Source organism: Bacillus sp. SA1-12, assembly GCF_000981385.1.
GTDB lineage: Bacteria > Bacillota > Bacilli > Bacillales > Bacillaceae > Metabacillus.
This window is the reverse complement of the sequence record NZ_LATZ01000019.1, coordinates 63,693-88,798: the sequence shown is the minus strand read 5'-3', so window position 1 is coordinate 88,798 and position 25,106 is coordinate 63,693. Positions and strand designations below refer to the sequence as shown.

At 33.6% G+C, this 25,106-nt stretch carries 20 protein-coding genes and 3 pseudogenes; 16 read left to right on the top strand and 7 right to left on the bottom strand.

Features of this window, described 5'->3' with window-relative positions; translation table 11 throughout:
* A partial coding sequence (gene istB / locus WQ54_RS12870; RefSeq protein WP_046517167.1) for an IS21-like element helper ATPase IstB occupies positions 1–444 on the top strand: 444 nt, incomplete at its 5' end.
* 103 nt (positions 445–547) lie between these two features.
* Here istB and WQ54_RS34705 read toward each other — a convergent pair.
* The 3 genes and pseudogenes from WQ54_RS34705 to WQ54_RS12855 all read right to left on the bottom strand — a co-directional run.
* A pseudogene (locus WQ54_RS34705) lies at positions 548–694 on the bottom strand (arylamine N-acetyltransferase); the annotation flags it as partial.
* 660 nt (positions 695–1,354) lie between these two features.
* Positions 1,355–3,271, bottom strand: a complete 1,917-nt coding sequence (locus WQ54_RS12860; protein ID WP_046517143.1) for a UvrD-helicase domain-containing protein — start codon at positions 3,269–3,271, stop codon at positions 1,355–1,357.
* Positions 3,253–5,463, bottom strand: coding sequence for an ATP-dependent endonuclease (locus WQ54_RS12855; protein ID WP_046517141.1), 2,211 nt, complete (start codon positions 5,461–5,463; stop codon positions 3,253–3,255). The genes WQ54_RS12860 and WQ54_RS12855 overlap by 19 nt, the downstream gene beginning before the upstream one ends.
* A gap of 817 nt (positions 5,464–6,280) precedes the next feature.
* Here WQ54_RS12855 and WQ54_RS12850 point away from each other — a divergent pair.
* Positions 6,281–6,958: pseudogene (locus tag WQ54_RS12850) on the top strand (transposase); the annotation flags it as partial.
* A gap of 210 nt (positions 6,959–7,168) precedes the next feature.
* Here the strand turns inward: WQ54_RS12850 and WQ54_RS12845 are convergent.
* On the bottom strand, positions 7,169–7,504 hold the full coding sequence (locus WQ54_RS12845; protein ID WP_046517138.1) for a hypothetical protein: 336 nt from the start codon (positions 7,502–7,504) through the stop codon (positions 7,169–7,171).
* A gap of 393 nt (positions 7,505–7,897) precedes the next feature.
* On the opposite strand from WQ54_RS12845, the gene WQ54_RS12840 reads away from it, so the two are divergent.
* The 11 genes and pseudogenes from WQ54_RS12840 to WQ54_RS12790 all read left to right on the top strand — a co-directional run.
* A complete protein-coding gene (locus WQ54_RS12840; protein ID WP_046517136.1) occupies positions 7,898–9,946 on the top strand; it encodes a BglG family transcription antiterminator in 2,049 nt (682 codons plus the stop codon).
* A gap of 25 nt (positions 9,947–9,971) precedes the next feature.
* Positions 9,972–10,436 carry a PTS sugar transporter subunit IIA gene (locus tag WQ54_RS12835; protein WP_046517134.1) on the top strand — a complete coding sequence of 155 codons (465 nt, stop codon included), beginning with the start codon at positions 9,972–9,974 and terminating at the stop codon, positions 10,434–10,436.
* 26 nt (positions 10,437–10,462) lie between these two features.
* A complete protein-coding gene (locus tag WQ54_RS12830) occupies positions 10,463–10,744 on the top strand; it encodes a PTS sugar transporter subunit IIB (RefSeq protein WP_046517133.1) in 282 nt (93 codons plus the stop codon).
* 6 nt (positions 10,745–10,750) lie between these two features.
* A complete protein-coding gene (locus tag WQ54_RS12825; RefSeq protein WP_046517131.1) occupies positions 10,751–11,032 on the top strand; it encodes a PTS sugar transporter subunit IIB in 282 nt (93 codons plus the stop codon).
* Between the two features lie 42 nt (positions 11,033–11,074).
* Entirely contained in the window at positions 11,075–12,460 is a 1,386-nt protein-coding gene (locus tag WQ54_RS12820) for a PTS galactitol transporter subunit IIC (protein ID WP_046517129.1), read from the top strand.
* Positions 12,461–12,557: 97 nt separating this feature from the next.
* The gene (locus WQ54_RS12815; protein WP_197089593.1) at positions 12,558–13,589 is read left to right on the top strand and encodes an alcohol dehydrogenase catalytic domain-containing protein; all 1,032 of its coding nucleotides are present in this window, start codon (positions 12,558–12,560) and stop codon (positions 13,587–13,589) included.
* 20 nt (positions 13,590–13,609) lie between these two features.
* On the top strand, positions 13,610–14,443 hold the full coding sequence (locus WQ54_RS12810; protein WP_046517126.1) for a class II aldolase: 834 nt from the start codon (positions 13,610–13,612) through the stop codon (positions 14,441–14,443).
* Between the two features lie 16 nt (positions 14,444–14,459).
* Positions 14,460–15,980 carry an L-fuculokinase gene (locus WQ54_RS12805; protein WP_156177921.1) on the top strand — a complete coding sequence of 507 codons (1,521 nt, stop codon included), beginning with the start codon at positions 14,460–14,462 and terminating at the stop codon, positions 15,978–15,980.
* Positions 15,981–16,091: 111 nt separating this feature from the next.
* Complete coding sequence (locus WQ54_RS12800; RefSeq protein ID WP_046517123.1) at positions 16,092–17,135, top strand: galactitol-1-phosphate 5-dehydrogenase; 1,044 nt, start codon at positions 16,092–16,094, stop codon at positions 17,133–17,135.
* A gap of 276 nt (positions 17,136–17,411) precedes the next feature.
* A complete protein-coding gene (locus tag WQ54_RS12795) occupies positions 17,412–17,681 on the top strand; it encodes a phosphocarrier protein HPr (protein ID WP_046517121.1) in 270 nt (89 codons plus the stop codon).
* A pseudogene (locus tag WQ54_RS12790) lies at positions 17,681–17,878 on the top strand (phosphoenolpyruvate-utilizing N-terminal domain-containing protein); the annotation flags it as partial. The gene WQ54_RS12795 and the pseudogene WQ54_RS12790, both read left to right, overlap by 1 nt.
* Positions 17,879–18,359: 481 nt before the next feature.
* Here the strand turns inward: WQ54_RS12790 and WQ54_RS35470 are convergent.
* From WQ54_RS35470 to WQ54_RS12780, 3 genes are all read right to left on the bottom strand, one after another.
* The gene (locus WQ54_RS35470; protein WP_331435112.1) at positions 18,360–18,731 is read right to left on the bottom strand and encodes a PfkB family carbohydrate kinase; all 372 of its coding nucleotides are present in this window, start codon (positions 18,729–18,731) and stop codon (positions 18,360–18,362) included.
* Positions 18,718–18,843 carry a PfkB family carbohydrate kinase gene (locus WQ54_RS35465; protein ID WP_331435113.1) on the bottom strand — a complete coding sequence of 42 codons (126 nt, stop codon included), beginning with the start codon at positions 18,841–18,843 and terminating at the stop codon, positions 18,718–18,720. Before WQ54_RS35465 ends, WQ54_RS35470 begins: the two co-directional genes overlap by 14 nt.
* A 221-nt stretch (positions 18,844–19,064) precedes the next feature.
* Positions 19,065–20,453 carry a glycoside hydrolase family 88 protein gene (locus WQ54_RS12780; RefSeq protein WP_046517118.1) on the bottom strand — a complete coding sequence of 463 codons (1,389 nt, stop codon included), beginning with the start codon at positions 20,451–20,453 and terminating at the stop codon, positions 19,065–19,067.
* Positions 20,454–20,870: 417 nt separating this feature from the next.
* On the opposite strand from WQ54_RS12780, the gene WQ54_RS12775 reads away from it, so the two are divergent.
* The 3 genes from WQ54_RS12775 to WQ54_RS12765 all read left to right on the top strand — a co-directional run bounded on the left by WQ54_RS12775 (position 20,871) and on the right by WQ54_RS12765 (position 24,809).
* On the top strand, positions 20,871–22,436 hold the full coding sequence (locus WQ54_RS12775; protein ID WP_046517116.1) for an acyl CoA:acetate/3-ketoacid CoA transferase: 1,566 nt from the start codon (positions 20,871–20,873) through the stop codon (positions 22,434–22,436).
* Positions 22,423–23,199, top strand: a complete 777-nt coding sequence (locus WQ54_RS12770; protein ID WP_046517115.1) for an enoyl-CoA hydratase/isomerase family protein — start codon at positions 22,423–22,425, stop codon at positions 23,197–23,199. The genes WQ54_RS12775 and WQ54_RS12770 overlap by 14 nt, the downstream gene beginning before the upstream one ends.
* A 278-nt stretch (positions 23,200–23,477) precedes the next feature.
* Positions 23,478–24,809, top strand: a complete 1,332-nt coding sequence (locus WQ54_RS12765; RefSeq protein ID WP_046517113.1) for a gluconate:H+ symporter — start codon at positions 23,478–23,480, stop codon at positions 24,807–24,809.
* Positions 24,810–25,106 lie beyond the last annotated feature (297 nt).

The following is a 25,106-nucleotide window of genomic DNA, read 5'->3' as shown; positions in this document are numbered from 1 at the left end:
ATTATATTTTTAGGCCCTAGTGGTGTGGGGAAAACTCATTTAGCCACTGCCATCGGCATAGCAGCTGCTAAAAAGAGAACCAGCACTTATTTTATTAAGTGCCATGATTTACTCCAGCAGTTAAAGAGAGCTAAAATTGAAAATCGTTTAGAAGCAAGATTAAAGCATTATACCAAATATAAACTGCTTATTATTGATGAAATTGGCTATTTACCTATTGATCCAGAAGATGCGAAATTGTTCTTTCAACTCATTGATCTAAGGTATGAAAAGAGAAGTACAATTCTAACAACTAATATCAATTTCAAGTCATGGGATGAAGTCTTTCAAGATTCTAAACTGGCCAATGCGATTTTAGACCGGGTTTTACATCACGCAACAGTAGTAAGTATTGTTGGAGAATCTTACCGAATCAAAGATCATCTTGCGAAAGAAAATGAGTAGAATTTGTACATACTTAAACGATCAAAAGTGTACATACTTAGGTTGACATTTATAACTAGATTGCTTTTAGAAGGTGGGGAGTTATGGTGAATATGCAGAGATTCCCAGCAAATATATCGAGTGTTTGCCAAGGGAGCTTTTCTACATGGGCTTTATACAGTTCAAACAATATGTCTTGGAGGGGGGGGGGCTTAATTTCTTGAATTCCAATTCGATGTATATATGCCTGTATCTCTTCTTTTGTCATCATATTTCTTCACTCTCCTCTTTATCTAAATATACAAAAAGGGCGTAGTATTTAATGTTATTAACGTTAAATACTACGCCCTTGTATACTACATATAATGGCCCGTTTATGGAATAAGGAGAGGTGTTTTTAAACAACATTATTGTTAAATTAAACGATTTTATAGTAATATAACGCTTTATTATCACTGAACAACATAAGTATCAAACAGAAATGTAAAATAAAAGCTTCTTCAGAGTATCAATGAGTACTTCTAAAAATCATTTGTGATAAAATGCTGTTTTCATCTAAACTTTAACCCATTCTCTATTCGTTTTTTTTGCAAACCATTTTGCAAACAGAAAGGTCACTCTTTAACGGAAACAACAGAATGACCATTCAATAGAGGCAAGTTTAATAATAAATTCATGGAAAGGCAAATCTTGAACGGAGAGGGTAAAATGAGCTTAAGAGGTTTCCGGTACCACGTCTGCCGGGGGGGCGAATCCCTCCCGAGCGCGTAAAGAAAGTCAATATAGCATGGGGTGAGTAGAGCTCAGGCCCCTGCTATTTTTTGAAAAATAAGGGTTTGCATACATTTTGCAAACCTTTACTATGCTAAAGAGGCTTTAATAGGTTTGTTCATAAGAATCAAGGTTTCTGTATGTAATTTGTGTGTAAAAACTATTCCACTATTTCATGTACATTACATTCACCAAACCACTCTTTTGCTTTATTGATAATAGGAATACTAGGATTATGATAGAAAACAATTAAGTTTTCCTTTGCCCTTGTGCAACAAACATAAAATATTTTTTGTGTTCTTGTTAATATACTTTGTTTGTCAGTTCTATTACAAAATAAGTATTCAAAGTTATATTTGTTCCATTTACCATTATCAAGGATGACAAGAACATTATTAAATTCCTCACCTTTAATTTTATGTTGTGTTGAAAATGGTGTAAATCCCTCTAAATATTTAAATAATCTTTGAAATTCGTGATATTTTACATGCTTAACTCTGTTAAAAAGATAAAGATTAACTTCAATAAAATTATTGAAATTATCATCTTTTTTACAAAAGCCACTTTCATCAGCGAAATCAATTACTGTTTCTATGGTTTTATCAGACATTTCCTCAATTTTATCAACAAGGGCCTTTATCTCTCTCTTTTTAGAAATGGAGGTTACTTTAAACTCAGTTCTTCTAATAAATTCATTGTATTTTTTATCTTTATATAACTGAATAAGAGACTGGATTTTAAATAAATGCTTAATTAAGTCATCTCTTTTTGTTCCATTCTTATTATCGTCATTAATGTCTTGCTTTTTGTCATCTATAAGAGAATCTTTGTTTATATATATTTTTCTAACATGAGAAAATGGGAGATTTTTCAATTGATTATAAAGTTGATTAGTATGGGAGTCTTGCATAATTAGATCCTTTTTTAACAGTCTTTGCCTGTTTCTTATAGGATATAAATCAACTACTTCCTCAAATGTTATATTATTATCATTTAGTATCTTCTCTCTTATTTCTTCTGAATCTTGTTTAACTTTATTTAATACATCATTTTTAAATGATATTATGGGGTCCTTGTCATAAATCTCCATTAATTCAGAAAATCCAGCCTTAGCAGCAATCAAATTATGTGTGAGGTTTAATTCCTTTGTTTGAGTTGTGTCTTTAAAATCCCATGTTTCAAAAAAACTTGTAGTCTTGATCATATCCAAGTTATCATTTGAAGAATATAAAAATTTAATACTTCCTTCTTTTACTGAACCATCATACATATTAGGAGCTTTTTGGTCAGATGATGGTACTTGAACTAAACTATCTATTCTTAATCTATTTGCTAATTCAATCACTAACCTTGGATTTCTTCTGTTTTCTTGTTTTTGGAATTCTACGATATCCCCGGAAGCAATATATTTCTCTAAACTGCCAATACCATCATCATAAATCGATTGCATTGAGTCACCAAAAAATCCAATGATTGTTTTCTTTTTGCCTTGTTTCAGATGTTCCAAAAAAATCTCGACTATTAGTGGGTTTGTATCCTGATATTCATCAATTAAAATAAATTGATACTTGTCCTTCAACAAATCACAAAGTAAAGGATGTGATTTAAACATATAATTAGCCAATTCAAGAACCTCATCATGAGAAATGATGCCACTGTTAACTAGATTGAATTCTTTATATTGGATGCCATCTTCTAATTTATTAAAATATGTTTGATCAATAATTTCGTTTGAGCCTTGAATTTTAATTTTAGAATTTTCATTATTAATTAGAGATACCAGCCCCATTTTTAATTCTTTTTGAAATTTTTTAATATTTTCCCATAAAAATTCATGAATTGTAGATACTCTTAAATTGCTATGATTAACTCGTCCTCCAATTTCTTTTACTGCTGTATTTGTATATGTAATACAAGCAATCATAGAACTAGGATTATCATGAATTACTTTCTTTATTACTTGAACTAATGAATATGTTTTACCACTACCAGCCCCACCAGTTAATAGAAAGTTTTTATTTTTTTCAATGTGTTTAAAGACCTGAATAACTTCTTCTTCTAGTTGTATTTCAACCATAATAGTCCCTCCTTTATATAATCAGGTATTTCCCAGTTACTATATTCATTTTCAGATTCATCCATCTTACTATTCAATAGTATTTCCATTGCAAAAGAAGGTTTCTTATCTATACAATTTTCCGATAAATCATAAACATCCATATCATCATTCTCAAAATGTTTTATATTCTTGAGGCTATGAAAATTATCTTTATTTTCGATAATAAATTCTCTATTTAAATGAAAAAAGGAATCCTCAAAACTCCTAGCATGATATTTTTGATTTTTAGAATTGGGTTCTATTGTTTGATAAATAATAGCAACGTTACCGTTCTTGTCTAGTTCCCAAATTCTATTTTCTCTATTTTTTTTAATTAATTTTTGGTTGAATGAAAGACTACGTAGGTAATCCAATTCATTTTTGTGTATGCCGGTTTGAATATTATTTTCTATTGCCTGTTCAAAAAAGAACTTTAGAGAGGAATTAGTTGTTAGAGAAGCTTCATTATCAGATACTCTACACTTCTTAGTCTTTGTTTTACGATCTTCTATCACTTGTTTCCCTGAATCAATATCTGTGATAATTAAAGACTTAATTCCAATAAAGTCTATGAACTTTTCAAAAACTTGAGAATAGGCACCTACTTCAACAACTGAGATATTTTGAGAAATTAGAGATGGACTAGAGCTATACTCTGGATTATTATCAATTTTTTTCATCATTGCAGGTAATAATATACGTTCAGTTTCGCCTTCAATAAATATAGCTTTATCGGCAAAAAATAATTCAGATCTATGGATTGTCAAATATTGTTTTAAAAATTTAAAGTTTTTTATTTCTCCATCTATTTTATATTCTTTTTCTAAGTCTTTGAGATTTTTAGAAATCACTTCATTTTTCGCTTTTTTATAAAAGTATTTAATATCATTATAATTACTTGCAGTTGTTATATGTGAGGAATGAGTTGTTATCAAAGTCTGTAAGTTAAATTTAGATTTCCCATCAATACCCATACTAGCTTCACTTAATATTTTTTTGATGTTATTAATAAATATATACTGCATTTGTGGGTGAGTATGAGCTTCTGGTTCTTCTATAAAAAGCAAATTAATATCGGCAGGCATCTCATTTTCTTTATGTTCTTTACGAAAATTACTAATAATCAGTTCAAGTTCAAAAATCATACTCAATAAATTTAAGTACCCCAGACCATTATAACTTTCAGGTAATGATTGTTTTTCAATATGTTCATACATTACGGTTGTATTACCCTTTAATAACTCTTTATGTTGTAAGGTCGATACTATTTTTATATTAGAGTCTCCTTCCTTTATGCCACCGAATTGTTTTACTTTTTCAATAACTATTTTGAATAACTCTTCATATACTCCATCTAATTCTCCATCAGTCTTACTAAGAGTTGATTTGAATTTCTGGATTTCCACAAGTCCTTTTTCATTGTCAGCTTTACTCTCATAGTATTTTGAGGATAAGGTTGATAAGGAGTTGTCAGAAGTATTATTTGAAATATTCCTCTTAGCACTTATTGTCTTAAAATTAATAATTTTGTTTAAAGGAATATTCTCTCTTGTCAGGTCAATATATTCTAAGTCATTTTCTTTTCTCGAAATTGAATTAAATTCGATAGATTTTTTTTGAAGTTTAAAATAATTTTTATGATTTTTTTTCATGAAGTCATTGAAATAATTAAAGGATATTGGATTATCGCTAGTATCTAGATTAGAGGGTAAAATTTCGCCACCAGCTTTTATAATATCCTCTTGATACATTGTGAAATCAGATCTTAGTCTTTTTAAATCAGCTTCGAATAATATATATTCAAAAGATAATACAATTGTTCTATTATCTGGGTCTAAGTCCATCATTAGCTGACAAATATTTGATAGGTTATCTAATTCATCATAGTTAATAAATAATTTTAATTTAATTCCTATAGGAAATTGCATTTTTGATAATAATGAACTAGAATCTACTATATCATTCAGATTTTTTTGGAAATCAATATTAAAATCATCGTAGGAAAAATCATTTGAACCATTCTTTGTTCCAATAAATTTCTCAAGTATAGAAAGTAGAGATGTTTTACCGCAGTTATTCTTTCCGATAATCAATGACAAGTCATTTTCTACGTCGAGATTCAAAGACTTTAGTAACCTGTAATTTTCAATTTTAATTTTTGTAATCTTCATTACTATGCTCCTAATATTTTTTATTTAATATCTAAAGTTATATATGAACTAACACTATTGTATCATTAATTGGATAATTTTGTTTAGAATAACCAGAATCTATATAGGAGACTTGGACTATATATTTAGTTAAAGGGAGTGTATACTTTTGAATAAAAATATCTTGTATTATTGAAAAGTAAAAGACATAAAGGAGGGTGATAAAGACTTATTTGAAAGAATAGAAATACAATAGAATACTAGAAGAAAATAGAGGTTATATTAAGGTGAAAATCTGAATTGTTTTTAATTTGGAGATTGAAAAATTATGCTGATTATATTTTAGAGATAAACAAATTTCAAGTGAATTTGTTTATATAAACAGAGAGAAGTGGATTTATGAAAAGATATTGTTGCGAGGATATAGATTATCATGCTAATTTCAAGTAAGATATTCATAAAAATCCCTTTGACTGTCCTGATAAAATAGTCATATTCAATGATAATGACTACGGATTGATAATTCATGATGGTGGTTCGTCTAGTATAGGAATTGATTATTGTCCGTGATGTGGTTCGAAATTATAAAACTCCGTCAGCTATTAACCTTATAATTTTCTAAAGAATAATGCTTAAAATTAGTGTTTTAAATGTGAAGGATATTTAACTTAAAGCAACTGGTGTGTCTGTGAAATAAGGTCAATAGTTTTTACTAACGAGCAGCATTCCTGTAATAAAGAAAAATGGAGTTTGAGCATAAAAAACCTCTTGGTATTATATGAATGTCCCAAGCTTGGCCGCAAATAGGACAAAAAACATATAAACCAGGAGGCTCAAAATGAATTATAACCAAAATAAAAAGATTGCTCAAATTACTTCTCGAACTCTAATTATAGGTGTAGATATAGCGAAATTCAAGCAAGTTGCCCGGGCCCAAGACTTTTGAGGGTTAGAGTTTGGGGCACCTATTTACTTTGAAAATACGAAATGTAGTTTTGAAAGTTTTCTAGAATGGATAAAAGAAATACAAAGTCATAATGACATGGATAAGGTAATCATTGGTATGGAACCCACGGGGCATTATTGGCTTAATTTAGCTCATTATCTAAAAGAGAATAATCTCAAATTTGTCGTTGTAAACCCAATGCACGTTAAGAAGATTAAGGAATTAGATGATAATTCCCCAACAAAAAATAATGTAAAGGATGCGAGAGTTATCGCACAGCTTGTTAAAGATGGAAGATACGCCGAACTTAATATTCCAGAAGGAGTATATGCCGACCTTCGGGTCGCACGTAAAATACGCGATCTTTTATCTGTTGATCTTCAGGCTGTACAAGGGCAAATTCATAATTGGATTGATCGATATTTCCCCGAATTCCTTAATGTATTTAAGGATTGGGAAGGTCAATCTGCTCTTCAAATGTTGAAACTTAACTTGTTACCTCACGAATTAGTAAAGCTATCAAATCAGGAGATTTTAACTCATCTCAGAAAAGCTGTAACACGTGCAGTATTCATGCATCAAAGTGTAAAGCTCATTGATATAAACCATGTCTTTTTCTTCGAACCATATTCCGCATTCTGGGCACCGTATTTTTCTTACATACAAAACCAATCAACTCCTTGGATTATTTTCAATAAGGAGTTCTTCTTATAGTTCTAATTCCCTATTAAGAAATGGTTGAATAATAGGAATTTTATTGTGAACGTCTAAATTACTCATTTAACAATTTTGTCGAATGCATCTTTTGTGCTGGTTCCCAATATCGTTTAAATCCATGATATCCCCGAACGTAATAATCACACTGCCAAAAATATACATTTCTAAAAAGGGTTCCTCTAATTTCATCTGAATTTTTCTCAATTCACCTTTCATACCACGAACTTCTATTCTAATCTTTTTCAATGTTTCTTCAACTAGTTTAATGTAAGGTTCATGGATCTTAAAGCAGGCTTTAGTTATTGTCTTAAGATCGCTTTCCAAAATATTTAATAAGTAAGTATGTAAAATATAATTATGAATTAATTCCTCTTGTTCATCAGGTATAGGAACTTTCATTTAATCACCATATATTAACTTATATCGATCCTTAAAATACCCTCGAACTTTAAACATGTTTACTATTCCCCTTATTAATATTATACCTTTATTACACAAACACAAGTTCGAATATACTAGTATAAAAAGAACGTAAGTGTGAAAAAAAATTGGATCCGATATTTTTAATTGGAAATGTGAAGAACTGAACTTCAGGTAAGTTAAAGAGAAATTGAAACCTTTATTGTATAGGATTATTGAGTGCGACTCTGCGTAAGACAGATCTATTTTACTTTCTTAGTACCTCAACATTTTTATGTGATACAATTCACAAACAAAAAGAGGTGACGAAATGAGTTTTACTTACAATATAGGTAGCGTTTACAATTAAGCACAAGAAGGAGGTGAGGTAAATTGTATCTCGATAAAAGAAGTACTACATTATTACAAGAAATTCTAAATAATCCAAACACAACCCTAACAATATTGGAAAGAAAACTTGAACTAAATAGGAGACAAATTAATTATAGCTTTGAAAAGATCAATAATTGGTTAAGTAGTTTAAATCATCCCAAAATTGAAAGGACGAAAACTGGAAATTTCATTGTTCCCTCGTCATTAATTCATATACTCCCTATAGATAATGAAAAAATTGATGTGGAAACATATATTTTATCAGAGAAAGAGCGTATTTCAGTTATTCTACTTATGTTACTTAGTAGAGATGAAGAATTATCTTTACTTCATTTGGTTTCAACACTTGGAGTTGGAAAAAATACGGTATTAAGGACGATTAATGCAGCTCAAGACTTTTTAGACAAATATCAGCTTAAAATAATTTATTCTCGGCAAGATGGATACAGAATTGAAGGTCAAGAGTTTGATAAACGACGATTATTAATTACAGTCATCCAGTCCATAATGACATTTTACAATGGGGAAAAGATACTCCTACATTACTCTACCATTGATGAAGGACAAGTAGAAAATCTTCGTGAAAAAATTGAACTGATTGAAGTTCACTTAAGTATAAAATTTACGGACGAGAGGTTAATGGCACTTCCTTATATTATTGCTGTATGGATAAATCGAGTAAATCAAGGGAAAATCATTGAGCCAAATTTTAATATCGAGTTCTCTGATCTTAAAGATACCAAAGAATATCAGGCTGTAGTGAATGTCTTCTCTGAACTTGAAGCCATACCACCTAAAGAACTACTATATCTGACTTTACAGCTTTTAACTATGAATATTTCTTCATCTCAAGTTCTAAATGACGATAAGTTGAAGGACTTAAGGAACACACTATTTGAGATGGTTAAAATTATAGAAAATATTAGTGCTATTGAAATTCCTAATAAGCAAGAATTGATAGATAAGTTATTCCTTCATGTAAAACCTGCCTATTATCGAATTAAGTATAATTTAGGCTTAATGACTTCAACGTTTACACAGTTCGATGAAAAATTGGAGGATTTACATGAGATAGTCAAGGTATCTACTAATCCTATTGAAACCTTATTAGGCTGTTCCATCCCTGAGAGTGAAAATATCTTTTTAACTATGATTGTTGGTGGATGGTTAACTCGCCATGGAGTTCAACTAAATAACAAGAAAATTGCAGCTGTTGTCTGCCCTAATGGAGTATCAGTATCAAAACTATTGCAAGCAAATTTAAAATCTATATTTCCAGAGTTTAAGTTCCTAGAGTCTATGTCCCACAGAGAATTTTTTAATTATAAGGGAAAAGTTGATATCTTATTTACTACACAAAGATTATCTACAGATATTAAACAGTATATTGTGCCAACTGTAATAAATGAGAGAGAGAAAAACGAGCTTAGGAAAAGAATACTTCATGAAAAATATGGACTTGTATCTAATAATATTAATTATAAAGAACTGATACAAATCATTAGTAATCATGCTGAGATTAAAGATTCAAACGGATTATTAAAAAGTTTAAGTAGTTATTTCGGGAAATTTGTAAGCGATTCCGAAATTGAACCAAGATCAACATTAACACTCAAAGATCTTATATATCCAGAAACAATCATGATTCGAGATAATGTAAAAGATTGGAAAGAAGCATTATGGTTAGCTTCAGAATCTTTGTTAAAAAACAATTATATTGGTCACAACTATGTGGAAGCCATGATCGAACAATATCAAAACGATAGTAGATATATTATGTTAGCCAGCAACATTGCTATTCCCCATTCCAGACCAGAAAATGATGTTTATCGAGTAGGAATGGGATTTCTAAAGTTGAATGAACCAGTAGAGTTTAGTGGTGGAAATTTTGTAAAACTTATTTGCGTTATTGCTGCTGTTGATAAGGAGCAACATATTCGCCCAATATTACAGCTTAGAAGAATGGCAGAAAGCCAAACAGATATAAAAAGTATAAAAAATGCAAAAACAAAAAAAGAAATATACTCTATTGTTGAGAAATTTTCTTAGTGAAAGAGAGCAGAGGAGAAGCAGAATGTCCAAGATTATTATCTCAGAAAAGTCTATTTTCACGGATTTAGAAGTATCAAATAAAGAGGAGGCATTAAAGATACTATCAGACTCACTTTTAGAGCAAGGGTTTATCCATGATGATTTCTATAAAAGCTTGATCAATAGAGAAAAAAACTTTCCAACAGGGTTAGAATCCTTTGACTCAGGAATTGCCATTCCTCATACTGATCCGAAACATGTTAAGCAAGATTCTATTGCTGTTGCGGTTTTGGATAAACCAATCACGTTCCAAAACATGGTTGATAAAAGTATGAGTATTGAAGTGAAAATCATTTTCTTATTAGGTCTATCACAAAGCACAAAGCATTTAAATATTCTAAGACAAATTATGGAACTAATTAAAGAACAAGGGTCTTTAGAGGAAATTTCAACTATGTCTAAGAGCCATCTTTATAGTCATTTAGTAGAGAATTTGGCTACAGAATAAAATAATAATTCGGGAGGAAAAGGAAAATGAAAAAACATATTGTATTTGCTTGTTCAAGTGGAATCGCAACTTCAACGGTAGTAGCTGAGAAGGTAGTAGAACATTGTAAAGAGAATGGGATTGATGTTGTATACCAACAGGCAATCATAGGGGAATTACCTTCATTAGATAACTCAGTAGATTTATTTGTGGTCACTTCACAAGTAGAAACAAAGTTAAATACACCTGTTGTAAATGCAATACCAATTGTTACGGGGGTTGGAGAAGAAGAACTGCTTGATGAAATTGTAACATTGTTGAAAGGGTGAACTAGGATGAAAAAACATATTGTATTTGCTTGTTCAAGTGGGATCGCAACTTCAACGGTAGTAGCGGAGAAAGTAGTAGAACATTGTAAGGAAAATGGGATTGATGTTGTATACCAACAGGCAATCATAGGGGAATTACCTTCACTAGATAGCTCAGTAGATTTGTTTGTAGTCACTTCACAAGTAGAAACAAAGCTAAATACACCTATTGTAAATGCAATACCAATTGTTACGGGGTTTGGAGAAGAAGAACTACTTGATGAAATTGTTAAATTGTTAAAAGGATGAACTGTTTGATAAAATTGTAAAATTGTTGAAAGGATGAGCTAAATGGGACAAAAGATATTAGAAGCTTTTCAGTATATTCTTGGTTTCGGTCCTACGGTTATGTTGCCAATTGTCGTATTTATACTAGCAATCTGTTTTCGAGTGAAACCTGCAAAAGCTTTAAGATCATCTGTAATTATAGGAATGGGTTTTGTTGGTATTTTCTTAATCTTCAATCTCCTAATTGAGAGCGTTGGACCTGCAGCTCAAGCTATGGTGGATAGAACAGGAATAGATTTGCCAGTTGTAGATACCGGATGGCCACCACTTGCTGCTATTGCTTTTGCATCACCAATCGCACCTTTTGTAATTCCAATGGTAGTTTTACTAAATATCGCGATGATCATGCTTCGTTGGACAAAAACAGTCGATATTGATTTATGGAACTATTGGCATTTTTGCTTTGCAGGAGCGCTTGTTTATAGTGCCACTGGTAACTTTTTATTGGGGTTGCTTGGTGCAGCCATAGCTACTGTCACAATATTAAAATTGGCTGATTGGTCTTCTCCATATGTACAGAAACATTTTAATTTGCCTGGTATCTCCCTTCCAACATTATCATCAGCTGTATTTTTTCCAGTTGGAGTATTAGGAAATAAAATGATTGACTCAATACCAGGGATAAGAAAATTAAAAGCTGATCCAGATTCAATTCAAAAGCGGTTCGGTGTTTTTGGTGAACCGATGATGATAGGCCTGGTTTTGGGAATTATTATTGGAATTCTCGCAGGATTCAATGTAGATGAAATATTGAAACTAGGAATGAACTTAGGAGCTGTCATGCTTATTATGCCTCGTATGGTTCGTATCCTTATGGAGGGTTTAATCCCACTATCTGATGCTATAAAAGCCTTGCTTAAAAAGAAATTCCCTGGTCGTCAAGATATTACGATTGGTCTTGATATTGCAGTGGCAATTGGTAATCCAGCAATTATTTCAACAGCCTTATTGATGACACCAATTACTATTCTGCTGGCAGTTATTCTACCAGGGAACAAAATGATGCCACTGGGTGATTTACCAACTTTAACTGTGCCATTGGCGATGATTGTTCTAGCTTGCCGAGGTAACATTATACGATCGGTTATCATTGGAATACCAGTTATTATTGCTAACTTATACATCGCGTCTTACTTGGCTCCACTTGTTACCCAAGTAGCGAAGGATATCAAGTTTCAGTTCCCAGAAGGGGCATCAGCATTGGTGAACAGCTTCCTTGATGGAGGTAATCCATTCCGTTACTGGCTTGTCATGTTATCCCAAGGAAATATCTTTGCTATTGGAATGATCCCAGTTGTAGGTCTTATTATTTGGTTGGCATATAAAATTACCAGAAAAGATTTTAATGACAATGGTGAATTGGAGGCTTCAGATACAAAGGTATCTTAAATATTGTTTTTCGGTAGGGGGATAATTTTTGACAAAAGGGGCTTTGCTGCTTTAGGCGATACCCCCCACCCCTATTAAACTCAAAAAAGGAGATCTTATGATGAGAGCCAGTATATACCACAATGTTAATGACTTTCGAATGGAAGATATAGATGTTCCAGAAATTGGTTTTGGGGAAGTGTTGTTGAAGTTAAAGGCTTGTGGATTATGCGGGACGGATATTCACAAAGCAATTCATAAAACAGTTAATCCAAAAACTATTCTTGGGCATGAATACGCAGGTGAGATTGTTAAGGTAGGAGAGGGAGTTACAAAATTTAAAACTGGAGACAGAGTTGTTGGAGCTATCCATGTTCCTTGTTTCACTTGTCATTATTGTCAACGACAGCAATATACACTTTGCCCTGAGTTTAAAGAAACGAACATTGATCCAGGTGGTTTTGCAGAATATATTCGATTATCAGAAAGGCATGTACGCCATTTACTTTTTAAAATTCCAGACTCTTTGAGTTACCTACACGCATCTTTAGCAGAGCCAGTAGCATGTTGTATACATGGGCAAAAAGCTGCAAATATACGACCTGGAGATAATGTTTTAATCATGGGTGCAGGTCCGATCGGGCTAATCCATGGTCAACTCCTAAAACATAAGGATGTAAGCAATGTAATTATTTCTGATGTTTCTGCTTATAAGCTGTCAAAAGCTAAAGAGTATGGAATCGATCACACAGTCAATATTAAGGGTGAAAATTTAAAAGATGTAGTTGATAAGGTTACTAATAATCAAGGTGTTGATACTGTTATCATAGCTGCGAGTGTCTCCTCTCTTTTGCCGGAAGCAGTACAATTGCTCAGACGAGGAGGACGAGTGATTTGTTTTTCTCCATTTGACAAGAACCCTGAAGTGACAATTGATGCAGGAAGATTCTTTAAAGATGAAATATCAATAGTAGGTACCTATAGTGTATCACCATATGAATTTGAAGAGGCTATTTTAAACATTTCAAATGGAACAATTGATGCAGAAAAAATGATTACACATGAAATGACGATTGATCAAGTAGGAGAAGCGATTACACTTGCAGCAAATCCTGACGAAGAGGTTATAAAAGTTGTAATAATAGATTAATTTAATAGGAGGAATGTAATATGCCATTATTAAATATGAAATCGTTCTTACATTTGTTAGAGGAGAAAAATCTTATTGCTCCAGCCTTTAATACTACTAATTTAGAAATGACACTATCTATTATCCAAGGAGCAGAAGAGGTAGGATTGCCAGTTATTGTCCAAATTGCCCCTACAAACGTTAAACTGTCTGGATATGATTACATTGCTAACATAGTAAAATCTGCTGCGGAGAAAGTTGATATTCCTGTAACGTTACATTTGGATCATGGAATGACATTCGAGGACATAAGACAGGCTGTAGACGCTGGTTTTAACTCTGTTATGATTGATGCTTCAAAATTACCATATGAAGAAAATATTAAACTTACTAGGGAAGTTGTAGAATATTGTCATGAACGAGGGGTATCGGTAGAAGCTGAATTAGGAGAGTTAGGCGGAAAAGAAGATGACCATGTGTCTGATGAGTCTGCACAAACAGATCCCAAGCTTGCAAAAGATTTTGTAGAGCGTACAGGAATCGACCTATTAGCTGTATCGGTAGGAAATATTCACGGTTTAGATGAACAACCTAAAATTAACCTAGAATTACTTCGTGAAATAGCAGATACTGTTGAGGTTCCATTAGTTATACATGGTGGCTCCGGCATTCCTGGTGACGTTCTAGCTCAATTAAAAAATTACAATGTACGTAAAATAAATCTAGCCAGTGATCTTCGTAAACGATTTATTTCTTCTGTTGGAAAACGATATGAACAAAATCCAAATGAATACAACCTTATTAGTGTATTGCTAGAAGCACAATCTGGGGTTAAAGAAGTAGTTATTGATAAACTTAACACTTTAAATAGATAATGCTTACATCTAAAGGGTGGGATTAAAAATGTATGTAATTGGAATTGATATTGGAACAACTAACGTAAAAGTTTGTCTTTTTCAATTACCAAATTTTGAATTAGTAGAAATGTATCGTTTTTTTACTCCTACTAAATGGAATGAAAAAGAATCAGAGTTTGAAATGGATAAAATTTGGGAGGGCGTGAAGGAAGGTCTTCACCTCCTCTCCAAAAAAGTAGAAAATCCAGAAGAGATAAAAACGATTTCGATAGCTAGTGCAGCTCAAACTATCGTTTTATTAGATGAACAGGATAAAATCTTAGAACCAATCATTACTTGGTATGATCCTCGCTCTAAATCTGAAGCAAGATTAGTCAATGATATTGTTGGAAGGGAGGCACTATACAGCATTACGGGGATAGTCTCTCATAGTAATCATAGCCTTACCAAGCTCCTTTGGATTAGAGAGCATTTTCCTAATCAATATGCAAAATTAAAAAAATGGACATGCTTGTCAGGATTTGTGGCTTTTAAGTTATCCGGAATATACGCAACAGATGTGAGCCTTGCATCTAGAACGTTACTGATGGACATGTCTACTCGAAAATGGTCAAAGAAACTAATCGAAGAATTTGACTTAGAAATTCAAACATTTCCTACTGTTGTTGAGTCTGGTACTGCTCATTCCTTACTTAAAGATACAATAGCCAGGGAGATTGGACTAAGTCCTAATACAACTATTTCGATAGCTGGTCACGATCATATGGCAGGATCAATTTGTACTAATTTGGATGTTGATAAAGAACTTCTAAATTCTACTGGAACAACAGAAGGATTACTTTTGCTGAAAAAAGAGCCATACTTAAATAGTGATTTTCAGGAATATGCTATTTCAAATGGTTTATATGTAAAAGACAATTTATTCAGTCTCTATGGATCAATGCCAACTGCTGGTTATAGTTTAAATTGGTTTACGAAAAACTTTTTATCCTCTTTTGATGAATTAAAGCAACTGAGTGATGCTTTATATGAAAATTACCAGAAAAACTCCAAAGAGCTTATAGAAAATTTGCTCGTGTTTATTCCACATTTAAGAGGAAGTGGTCCCCCCTATCGAGATTCTCATTCTAAGGGCCTCTTATATGGTCTACAGGATCACACGGAAAAAAAGGATATTTTATTCTCTGTTTTTGCTGGACTATGCTTTGAATTGAGAACTTTAAAGGATGCTTATATAAACCTTACAGGTCAAGCTATTGAGAGTATGAAAGTTATAGGACCGGCAACTTCAAATTCATTATGGCTTCAATTAAAGGCAGATATTCTTAACTGCGAAGTCCTTTCTTTTAGAACGGTGGAAGCAGTTTCAAGAGGTGGAGCTATATTAGCCGCATTAAAACAAGGTTTTATTGAACAAATACCCGTTAATCTATTTGAAAAGTATCTTCCTTCCCAAGAAAATTTTAATTTGTATGATGAGTACTTTAACAGGATGTATACTCCACTCTCAAAAATTAAAAGAGAATTTGATTTATATAAGTCGATGGAGATTTAATGCTTAATACATGAAAGCTTAAATAAATTGCCTAATGAATAATAATACGACTCTGGTTTCAGTAGAAGGACCACAATGTTCCAACTAATAGATACGGAGGTATTAATATAAATGGAATCATTATGTTTCTATGGAATTCAGGATTTAAGATATGAAGAGTCTCCCCAACCAACTATTGACCGAAACGACGAAGTTATTATAAGGGTAAGAAATGCAGGTATTTGCGGGTCAGATATTTCTCGATATAAAAAATTGGGACCTTTAAAACCTGGGAATATTTGGGGTCATGAATATGCTGGTGAAGTAGTTGAAATTGGCCAAAATGTAACTGATATAAATGTGGGTGCACGTGTAGCTGTATGTCCTGCACTTTATTGTGGAAAGTGTGAATATTGTCGTTCGGGATATATCGCTGCGTGTCCTGACTTACTTGTAACAGGTGCAAAAGTCCCTGGCGGATTTGCTACCTACGTGAAGGTACCAAGAGAAAATGTTATCTGTATTCCAGAAAGTGTTTCTTTTGAAGAAGCTACTTTTGTCGAGCCATCCGCAGTTTCTCTTCATGGACTATTTAAAACAAGCTTGCAGCCTGGATACTCTGTTGCTGTTATGGGGTGTGGAACCATTGGATTACTTGCAATCCAATGGGCAAAAATTTTTGGTGCAGAAATAGTATATGCCATAGATCTTGAAAAAGAGAAGTTAACCTTAGCAAAACAGGTCGGGGCCGATATATTAATAAATCCAAAAGATGAAAATACATTTGAACAAATCATGACATTTACAAACGGAAATGGAGTTGATTTAGCAGTTGAAGCTGCCGGATCTCCCATTACTTCTTCACAAATATTTGCCTTACCAAAAAAAGGGGGAGAAGTAGTCTTTATGGGTATTCCGTATGCGGATGTTTCGATTGAACGTTTCTATTTTGAAAGAATTGTTCGTCAAGAATTGAAGGTTTATGGTTCATGGAACGCAGTATCCTCGCCGTTCCCTGGTAGAGAGTTTCATACAACCATTCACTTTATGAATACAGGACAATTACAAGTAAAACCACTTATATCTCATCGTGTACCTCTTAGGATGGGACCAGAAATATTTGAACGAATCATAAGTAATAAAGAAGTTTTTACAAAAGTTATGTTCGAACTATAAATTATTTAAGTTATTTACAAGATTATTTTGAATGGAGAACAGTTAAAATTTTGTACTTTTGAAAATTCTCACGCACAAAAGCTTCACTAAGTATTACATCTATTGAATGTTTTGGACCTATGTTTCTTTTAAACATTGAATTATGGGTCATTTTTCGATTTATGTGAGATATTTCTAAAAAATTAAAGGATATAAAGTAAATTAACTTATAACATTAAAAGCACGTTTTTAGAAAATATAAAAATTAATAACATTTAGGTTCAACAGGAGGAACAAATGACAATTGATAAAACTTTTGTAGTTATTGATAAAACCGGAATTCATGCGCGTCCAGCGACAACTTTAGTACAAACTGCAAGTAAATTTAACTCTGATATCGATTTAGAATACAATGGTAAATCAGTAAACTTAAAGTCCATCATGGGCGTCATGGCTTTAGGTATTCCAACAGGTGTTGCTATTAAAATTACTGCTAAAGGATCGGATTCAACAGAAGCTATTGCCGCATTAGAAGACTCTATGAAAAAAGCAGGCTTAGCAGAATAATGCAAAAAGATATTTTAGGTATAGCCGCTTCAAGCGGCATTGCCATTGCCAAAGCTTTTCGCTTAGAAAGCCCAGAGTTAACAATAGAAACAGTAATGAGTACCGATCAAGAAGCAGTACGCTTTGAACAAGCACTAGAGTTATCTAAATCAGAACTAGAAAGAATCAAAGAGCATACTTGTCAAGAGCTGGGTGACATGTTTTCAAATTAAAGATAAAAAAGCTTACAAACTAAAAAAGTGCCTTAATGACGACAGTAAGGCACTTTTATTAAAATGCTTTTTGTAGTTAATATATTGTAGAAAAGAAGCTGTGATAAATCATCATGGAGATGTATTGCAAATTGTTGATGGTAATGGTAATGAGGTTGCTAGTTATTCTAGCAAGAGTAGGTAGTAACGTTAGGAAATATATAAAAAATGAAGATTCTTTGGAAAAAATTGATGGGTATATAGGATACTTACATAAAGCTTTTAACGATTTCCTTTATATGATGAATTATTACCATACATAAGAGAATTTGAAGAAGAGTTAAAAGAAAATATTAAGGATAACAATAATATCTATAGTATTATGAGTAGATTTATTGACAAAGTCTATTCATCATATAAATTTGGTATTTCTAAAAAGGATTCGATGAAAGGATATATTAAAGAATTGTTGGATTTAACTTTTTTATTAAAATTGTTTTCGGGAGGAAAAGTGTCTATAGATTACTAGAATACTGGAAATATCAACCAAAGTTTTTCTGACCTCTTCTTTAGACCAAAGTTTTAAGCGGATATTAGGATCAAAGACAGTCGTTATCTGATGACGTCTAGCTAGCTCAATTGCTCGATAAACGGTGTCTTTACAAGATGGACTAAGAGCAGGTGTAATTCCCGTTAGATGCAGAAACTTAGCCTGACTAATATAGGCTTCATCTAAATCATCTGGGTTCATATAACTTGCAGCTGAACCCTTTCTGTAATAGTAAACTTTTGGATCGTTCCCAGCATTCCTCTCTTTAAAGAAGACCCCTGTTGGATAGTTTCTATCAAATATTGACATGGGAGGTATCCACTCCTTCTCCACGTATAAAGTTACGAACCAATAGCCCAAATTCTTCCTCGCCTAGACGGCTCATCCAGCCGACCTTGTGCCCCAACCTCGAAAGCGCAATGGCTACATTTGACTCTACACCGCCAATTGTTTTCGTAAAGTGGCCTGAATACCGAATGAGTCAGGGACAAAGAGTACCATGGTTTCCCCAAACGTGATTACATCCATACGTTTCTCCCCTTTATCCAAATAAAATGATTGGTATTTGAAGGTAATGATTTATTCTATAGAAAGTAGCCCTTTTATATTTTCTATATAAAAAGGCTACTTTCTGGACACTATCTACTTTACTAAATGGATTTTACCTTCAAAGTTAAGCTGCTTTCCTTCTAATAACCTTTTAAGGTATAAAGCTAGCTCTACTGCGTGATAATCTCCCCATAAAGAAGACTCACCATTCGGTACAACACTTCCTTCTGGCACATAGTCCCAACCATTAGGTTGGTGATAAATAGAATGAAGGATTAATCCTTGATGGTTCTCGTCTTCCGAAAGATAAGGCGTAGAGAAAAGTGCCTTAGAAGTTGTCAAAGCAGCTTGAAAGTATAGACGTCCTGTTGAATCTCCAAGTTGCTCTTCCATATAACGCCCTAACCGTGCTAGCCCTTGAGCTGCAATAGCTGCTGCAGAGCTGTCGACAGGTTCTTTATCGTTATAAGGATCAGCGGGACGGTCTCTCCACTGACCTAACTCATCTAATTTTGGAGCACCAGTGTCCCAATACGGAATCCCGTCAAGAGCCGTGTTTTGAAGATAAAAATCTGCTGTTGCCTTTGCTGCCTTTAACATGAAGCCAGTAATTTCTTCACGTCCGCCAAATGGCTCTAATTCTTCATCTGCTAATGTAGAAATAAATTCAAGCTGTTCAGCATATCCTAAGAGTGCCCAAGCCAATCCTCGTGTCCAAGTGGAAAATGCACAATATCCTTGTTGACTGCTAGGACAACGATACGTACCATTTGTCGTATTAAAGATAGATTCGTGAGCAACACGACCGTTGACATCATAAGAATCTCGTTGTTCCCCATAATAGATATTATAGCGAGCGGTATTTTTCGCATGTTGAATAAGTCTGTCTAATAACGAAATAGGCTCATCTCCCTCTCCCATTAGCTTATGACCTAGTTGGTGTGCTACTGCCAGAGAGCGGAGTGACCGAATTGTATCAATGAAAAGAGATTGAGGTCCGTTAAAAGAATAAATGTACCCTGTACCGTCTGAAAGAGTGGACCATCGACTTGCTTGAACTGCCCCTGAGGCCTTAAGTGCTAATTCATAAAAGTTTAATTCCCATTCATTAAAAGGTAATCGACCTTCCAGCATTAACCTACGTAGATTGCCATAAGTAGAAACATTATTAAAGCCATGATCATGAACGCCAATATGGCTTACATGAGGAGCCATATGATCAACAGTACTTTTACGTCCCATCTCTAGAAAACTTTCATCTCCAGTAGCATCGAACTGTAGAATAGCCCATCCATACATAAAACCTTGCGTCCATTCTGTCCATCCCTTTGTAGTATATTGTCCATTTGATGTAAAAACTGGCGTACCGTTTTTTGTGTCCCAAGATGCATGAAGAGCTTTTATTTTTTTTCCCGAAACCTCAAAGAAATGGTTTAAACTTTCTTCTAAATTTTGAAGTGTTAAAGAATTGTCTACTTTCATTGGTTAATCCTCCTTTTAATAACTCTTTAATTTAATTTTGATTCCGCTTTCAATAAGTTCTTGTGTTATGCCTCTTCCAAGCGAAATATCTAATAAGTGCAGCATTCATAATCCATTTACCTGCTTGCGTTTGAATTTGAAACCGATAAACGAAATCGGTTTCGTAAACAGAATACAATAGATTTGTTTAATTTAAAAGAGTTATTTTATTTTTTTGATAATTTTAGAATTTTGATAAAAAAAGCTTTAAAAATAATCTGACATCGGTTAATATGAATTACAAATCGGTTTCGTAAATCGGTTTCGTAAATCGGTTTTTACAAAAATAAAAGCTTTAAAAATAATTCGACATCAGTTAATATGAATGCGAAACCGATTTTGTAAACCGATTTCTAAAAAGTATAAGAGGTGTTAATTATGTCATTTTCTAAAGTGTTAACTGCTGCAGAAGCGGTTAAACAAATATCAGATGGGGATACAGTGGTAGTTGGAGGAGCTGGGGGAGGATTATTAGAACCGACAGCCCTTTTGAAAGCGCTTGAAACAAGATTTGTGGAATCAGCATCACCTAGTAATCTTACTTTTATTCATGTAACTGGTGTAGGTGATAGAAAAGACGGCGGAATGTGCCACGTAGCTTATGAGGGATTAGTAAAGCGTGATATTGGTGGGCATTGGGATTATTTACCTAAAATGGCTCGTCTTGCTAGTGAAAATAAAATTGAGGCTTATAATCTCCCACAAGGAGTATTATCCCAACTCTTCAGGGAAATCGCTTCAGGCAGACCAGGTTTAATTACTCATGTAGGGTTGAAAACTTTTGTAGATCCTCGTGTTGAGGGAGGAAAACTGAATACGGTTACAACTGAAGATATAGTGCAACTTATTGATATTAATGGGGAAGAGAAACTATTTTATCCCTCATTTCCAGTAAATGTTGCTTTCTTGAGAGGAACAACAGCGGATGAAGATGGAAATATAACCATGGAAGAGGAAGCAGCGTTTTTAGATAATTTGGCTATGGCACAGGCTGTCCACAATAGTGGGGGAAAAGTGTTTGTTCAGGTGAAACGATTGGCAAAAAGAGAAACTTTACATCCTAAACTCGTAAAAATCCCTAGTATTTTGGTCGATGGTATCATTCTTTCTCCTGAGCAAAAGCAAACCGTGATTTCGACCTATAACCCTGCTTATGCAGGCGACATTCGGATACCAGCTTATAATATCCAACAAATTCCTTACAACGAACGCAAGATTATTGCAATGCGTGCAGCTATGGAACTACCTGAAAAGGGTGTAGTAAATTTAGGTGTAGGAATATCAGGATCAGTAGGATTAGTGGCCTCAGAAATGAATCTGTCAAAAGAATTTGTGTTTGCTATTGAACAGGGAATTATAGGAGGAGTACCTGCTGGTGGAATTGAATTTGGAGTATCGTCTAATTCTCATGCGATCATTGAAGCACCATCCCAGTTTGACTTTTTTGATGGCGGTGGACTCGATATGACATGCCTAGGAATGGCAGAAGTAGATATACATGGAAACGTTAATGTAAGTAAATTGGGAGATAGAATCATAGGATGTGGGGGCTTTATCAATATAGCCCAAAATGCAAAGAAACTTGTTTTTTGTGGTACTTTCACTGCGGGTGGACTAGAAGTGAAAATTGATAATGGGAAAATGCAAATTGTTAAGGAAGGAAAGTTCAAGAAATTTATAAATAAAGTAAATCAAATTACATTTTCTGGAGAGTATGCTAGAGAAACAGGACAAAAGGTAATTTTCGTAACAGAGAGAGCTGTATTCAAACTGGGAGACAACGGTTTGGTTTTAGAAGAAATAGCTCCAGGGATCGACCTTTATAAGGATATTCTTGACCATATGGATTCAAAACCAGAAATATCTCCAAATTTAAAAGAAATGGATTCTAGTCTATTCACAAATTATGTAGAAAAGGAAGTGGATGAACATGCAACAGTTTAACACGCTAGAAGTTCAAAAGAAGAATTATGTAGGTTGGATAATTCTTAATCGTCCAGATAAGTACAATGCTTTTAACGAAGAAATGATGGCAGAAATAAAAGATGCCCTTTCTTATTTTAAAAATGATAAAGATGTTAAAGTTGTTAGTTTTAAAGGAACAGGAAAAACATTCGCTTCCGGAGCCGATATTGCAGATTTGCAAAAAATGACATCTTTAGATGCCCTTTTCCCATCTATGCAACCTTTATATGATTTAATTTACAACTATGAAAAGCCAACCATAGCGGCTATTCAAGGCTATGCTTTTGGTGGAGGTATGGAGTTAGCAGCAGCTTGCGACATACGTGTAGCCACAAATAATGTTAAATTTGGTCTTCCTGAATGTAAGTTAGGGGTAATGCCTGGTGCAGGGGGAACTCAAAGAATAGTTCGCCTCTTAGGGGAAGCTAAAGTAAAAGAACTCGTATTTCTTGGCGATGTATTAGATGCTCATCAGGCAAAACAATTAGGATTCGTATCTGAAGTGGTATCCCAAGACGAATTAGACGAGACAGTCTTGGCTTTAGCGGGAAAGATTCTTGAAAGAGGGTCACTAGCATTACGAGTGTCTAAATTGGCTATACAACGTAGCTCCGATATTCCACTGGAGGTAGGTCTTCTCCTTGAAAATGCATTACAATCATTTTTATTTTCTACGGAAGATAAACAAGAAGGTGTAGCGGCTTTCCTAGAAAAGAGGAAACCAAATTTTACAGGAGTCTAAGTACTAAACTAGCTTTTGCTTAGAAAAAGTACACCACGCTAATCGGAACTATCTACGGTCATTAGTGTTTTGAAGAGATTGAATCTTCAGCAGAAGTTATTTACGATCTAATTCAAGATTCTAATTAGATCGTAGGTTTAATTTTGTAAGCCCTTTAATTAGATAATTATAGATAACCTAACGTCTTAACACTATTAGAATCCAGAGGCACATAAGAAAAAGGAAATGTTTTAATAAAAGATAAAACAATTACACGTTTTTAGAGAGGAGAGTAACAAATGCCATTAATAATTACATTAATAGGGATTTTATTGCTACTAGTATTAATTAGCTACTTTAAATGGAATCCATTTGTAACTTTAATTGTTACGTCTGTTTTTGTTGGAGTTACATCAGGGATGCCTTTATTAGAGGTTGTCGACTCAATCAAAGAAGGATTAGGTTCAACCTTAGGGTTAATTGCAATTGTGCTTGCCTTCGGAACAATGATAGGTAAAATGATGGCCGAATCAGGTGGAGCAGAAGTGATTGCTCAAGCCCTTATTAAACGTTTTGGTTTGAAGAATGTCCACTGGGCCATGATGTTTGTTGGTTTTCTTGTAGGAATTCCAGTGTTTTTTCAAGTAGGCTTTGTCCTTCTGATTCCACTTGTATTTACGATTGCTTTAAAAACGGGAATGAACATAATGAAGATAGGTGCTCCATTACTTGCAGGTCTTTTAACTGTTCATGGTATGGTACCACCACATCCAGCTGTCATGGCAGGCGTCGAGATTTATCATGCAAATGTTGGTTTGACGATTCTTTATGCTATATTGATAGGATTCCCGACTGCAATTATTGCAGGTCCCCTTTATACAAATTGGCTCACTAAACGCATTCATCCTATTCCGCCTGAGAACTTAGCTAAGGAATTGGTACAGGAAAATAGCGATCGTGCTTTACCAGGTTTAACTATTACTTTATTAACTGTGCTGCTTCCAGTCATATTAATGCTTGGGCAAACTATCACAGAAGTAACGTTAGTAGAAACCAATCAATTGCGCCTGATATTTGGCTTTTTAGGTAATCCTATCATCTCACTAGGAATTGCGGCTATATTTTCATTTTTTAGTTTAGGGTATGCAAGAGGCTTTAGCAAAGACAACATTCTTAAATTTACAAATGATTGTGTTGCGCCTACTGCTAATATCTTGTTAGTTATCGGTGCTGGAGGAGCCTTTAATAGAGTTATTATTAACAGTGGTACTGGTGATTATATTGCTAAATTGGCAACCGGAGCTGATATATCTCCGATCTTATTAGGATTCTTAATTGCACTTCTAATTCGAATTGCAACCGGATCTGCAACGGTAGGTATGATGGCATCAGCAGGGATAGTTGCCCCGATTGTTGCAACAATGCCGAATGCACCTAGTCCTGAGTTATTAGTTTTGGCAACAGGTGCAGGTTCACTGGCAATGGCTCATTTTAATGATGCAGGATTCTGGATGATTAAAGAATATTTTAATTTAACTGTAAAAGAAACCTTAATAACTTGGACTGGAATCAACACAATTGTAGGTTTTACAGCATATGGATTTATTTTAATTTTATCTATCTTTGTATAAGTCAAAAAACTGTTAGTGTCTGATAAGAAGCCAAAATGGGAATATAAAGAGTAATTTTGTGAAGAAGCAAGTTACATCAGAAATAAATAAGAAGATAGAATAAGGAATAATCTAGTAATTAAAATCCTAAGTATTAAAGACGTCTTATAAGCCCGAGGCTTTTGTATAAAGTTGTTAACAAAAACTTTAAAATAAAAAAGTACCTTTTGGGTACTTTTTTATTTTAAAACTATTGTTTATACTTTTGCTTTAATTCTGATTATACTATTTAGTAAGAAGTTATATTATTTTCTTAAC

Bases quoted from the DNA above. Each gene is read 5' to 3' on its own strand.
- WQ54_RS12860 (WP_046517143.1), bottom strand. From the start codon at position 3,271: ATGGTTGAAATACAACTAGAAGAAGAAGTTATTCAGGTCTTTAAACAC.
- WQ54_RS12855 (WP_046517141.1), bottom strand. From the start codon at position 5,463: ATGAAGATTACAAAAATTAAAATTGAAAATTACAGGTTACTAAAGTCT.
- WQ54_RS12845 (WP_046517138.1), bottom strand. From the start codon at position 7,504: ATGAAAGTTCCTATACCTGATGAACAAGAGGAATTAATTCATAATTAT.
- WQ54_RS12835 (WP_046517134.1), top strand. From the start codon at position 9,972: ATGTCCAAGATTATTATCTCAGAAAAGTCTATTTTCACGGATTTAGAA.
- WQ54_RS12830 (WP_046517133.1), top strand. From the start codon at position 10,463: ATGAAAAAACATATTGTATTTGCTTGTTCAAGTGGAATCGCAACTTCA.
- WQ54_RS12825 (WP_046517131.1), top strand. From the start codon at position 10,751: ATGAAAAAACATATTGTATTTGCTTGTTCAAGTGGGATCGCAACTTCA.
- WQ54_RS12820 (WP_046517129.1), top strand. From the start codon at position 11,075: ATGGGACAAAAGATATTAGAAGCTTTTCAGTATATTCTTGGTTTCGGT.
- WQ54_RS12815 (WP_197089593.1), top strand. From the start codon at position 12,558: ATGATGAGAGCCAGTATATACCACAATGTTAATGACTTTCGAATGGAA.
- WQ54_RS12810 (WP_046517126.1), top strand. From the start codon at position 13,610: ATGCCATTATTAAATATGAAATCGTTCTTACATTTGTTAGAGGAGAAA.
- WQ54_RS12800 (WP_046517123.1), top strand. From the start codon at position 16,092: ATGGAATCATTATGTTTCTATGGAATTCAGGATTTAAGATATGAAGAG.
- WQ54_RS12795 (WP_046517121.1), top strand. From the start codon at position 17,412: ATGACAATTGATAAAACTTTTGTAGTTATTGATAAAACCGGAATTCAT.
- WQ54_RS35470 (WP_331435112.1), bottom strand. From the start codon at position 18,731: ATGTCAATATTTGATAGAAACTATCCAACAGGGGTCTTCTTTAAAGAG.
- WQ54_RS12780 (WP_046517118.1), bottom strand. From the start codon at position 20,453: ATGAAAGTAGACAATTCTTTAACACTTCAAAATTTAGAAGAAAGTTTA.
- WQ54_RS12775 (WP_046517116.1), top strand. From the start codon at position 20,871: ATGTCATTTTCTAAAGTGTTAACTGCTGCAGAAGCGGTTAAACAAATA.
- WQ54_RS12770 (WP_046517115.1), top strand. From the start codon at position 22,423: ATGCAACAGTTTAACACGCTAGAAGTTCAAAAGAAGAATTATGTAGGT.
- WQ54_RS12765 (WP_046517113.1), top strand. From the start codon at position 23,478: ATGCCATTAATAATTACATTAATAGGGATTTTATTGCTACTAGTATTA.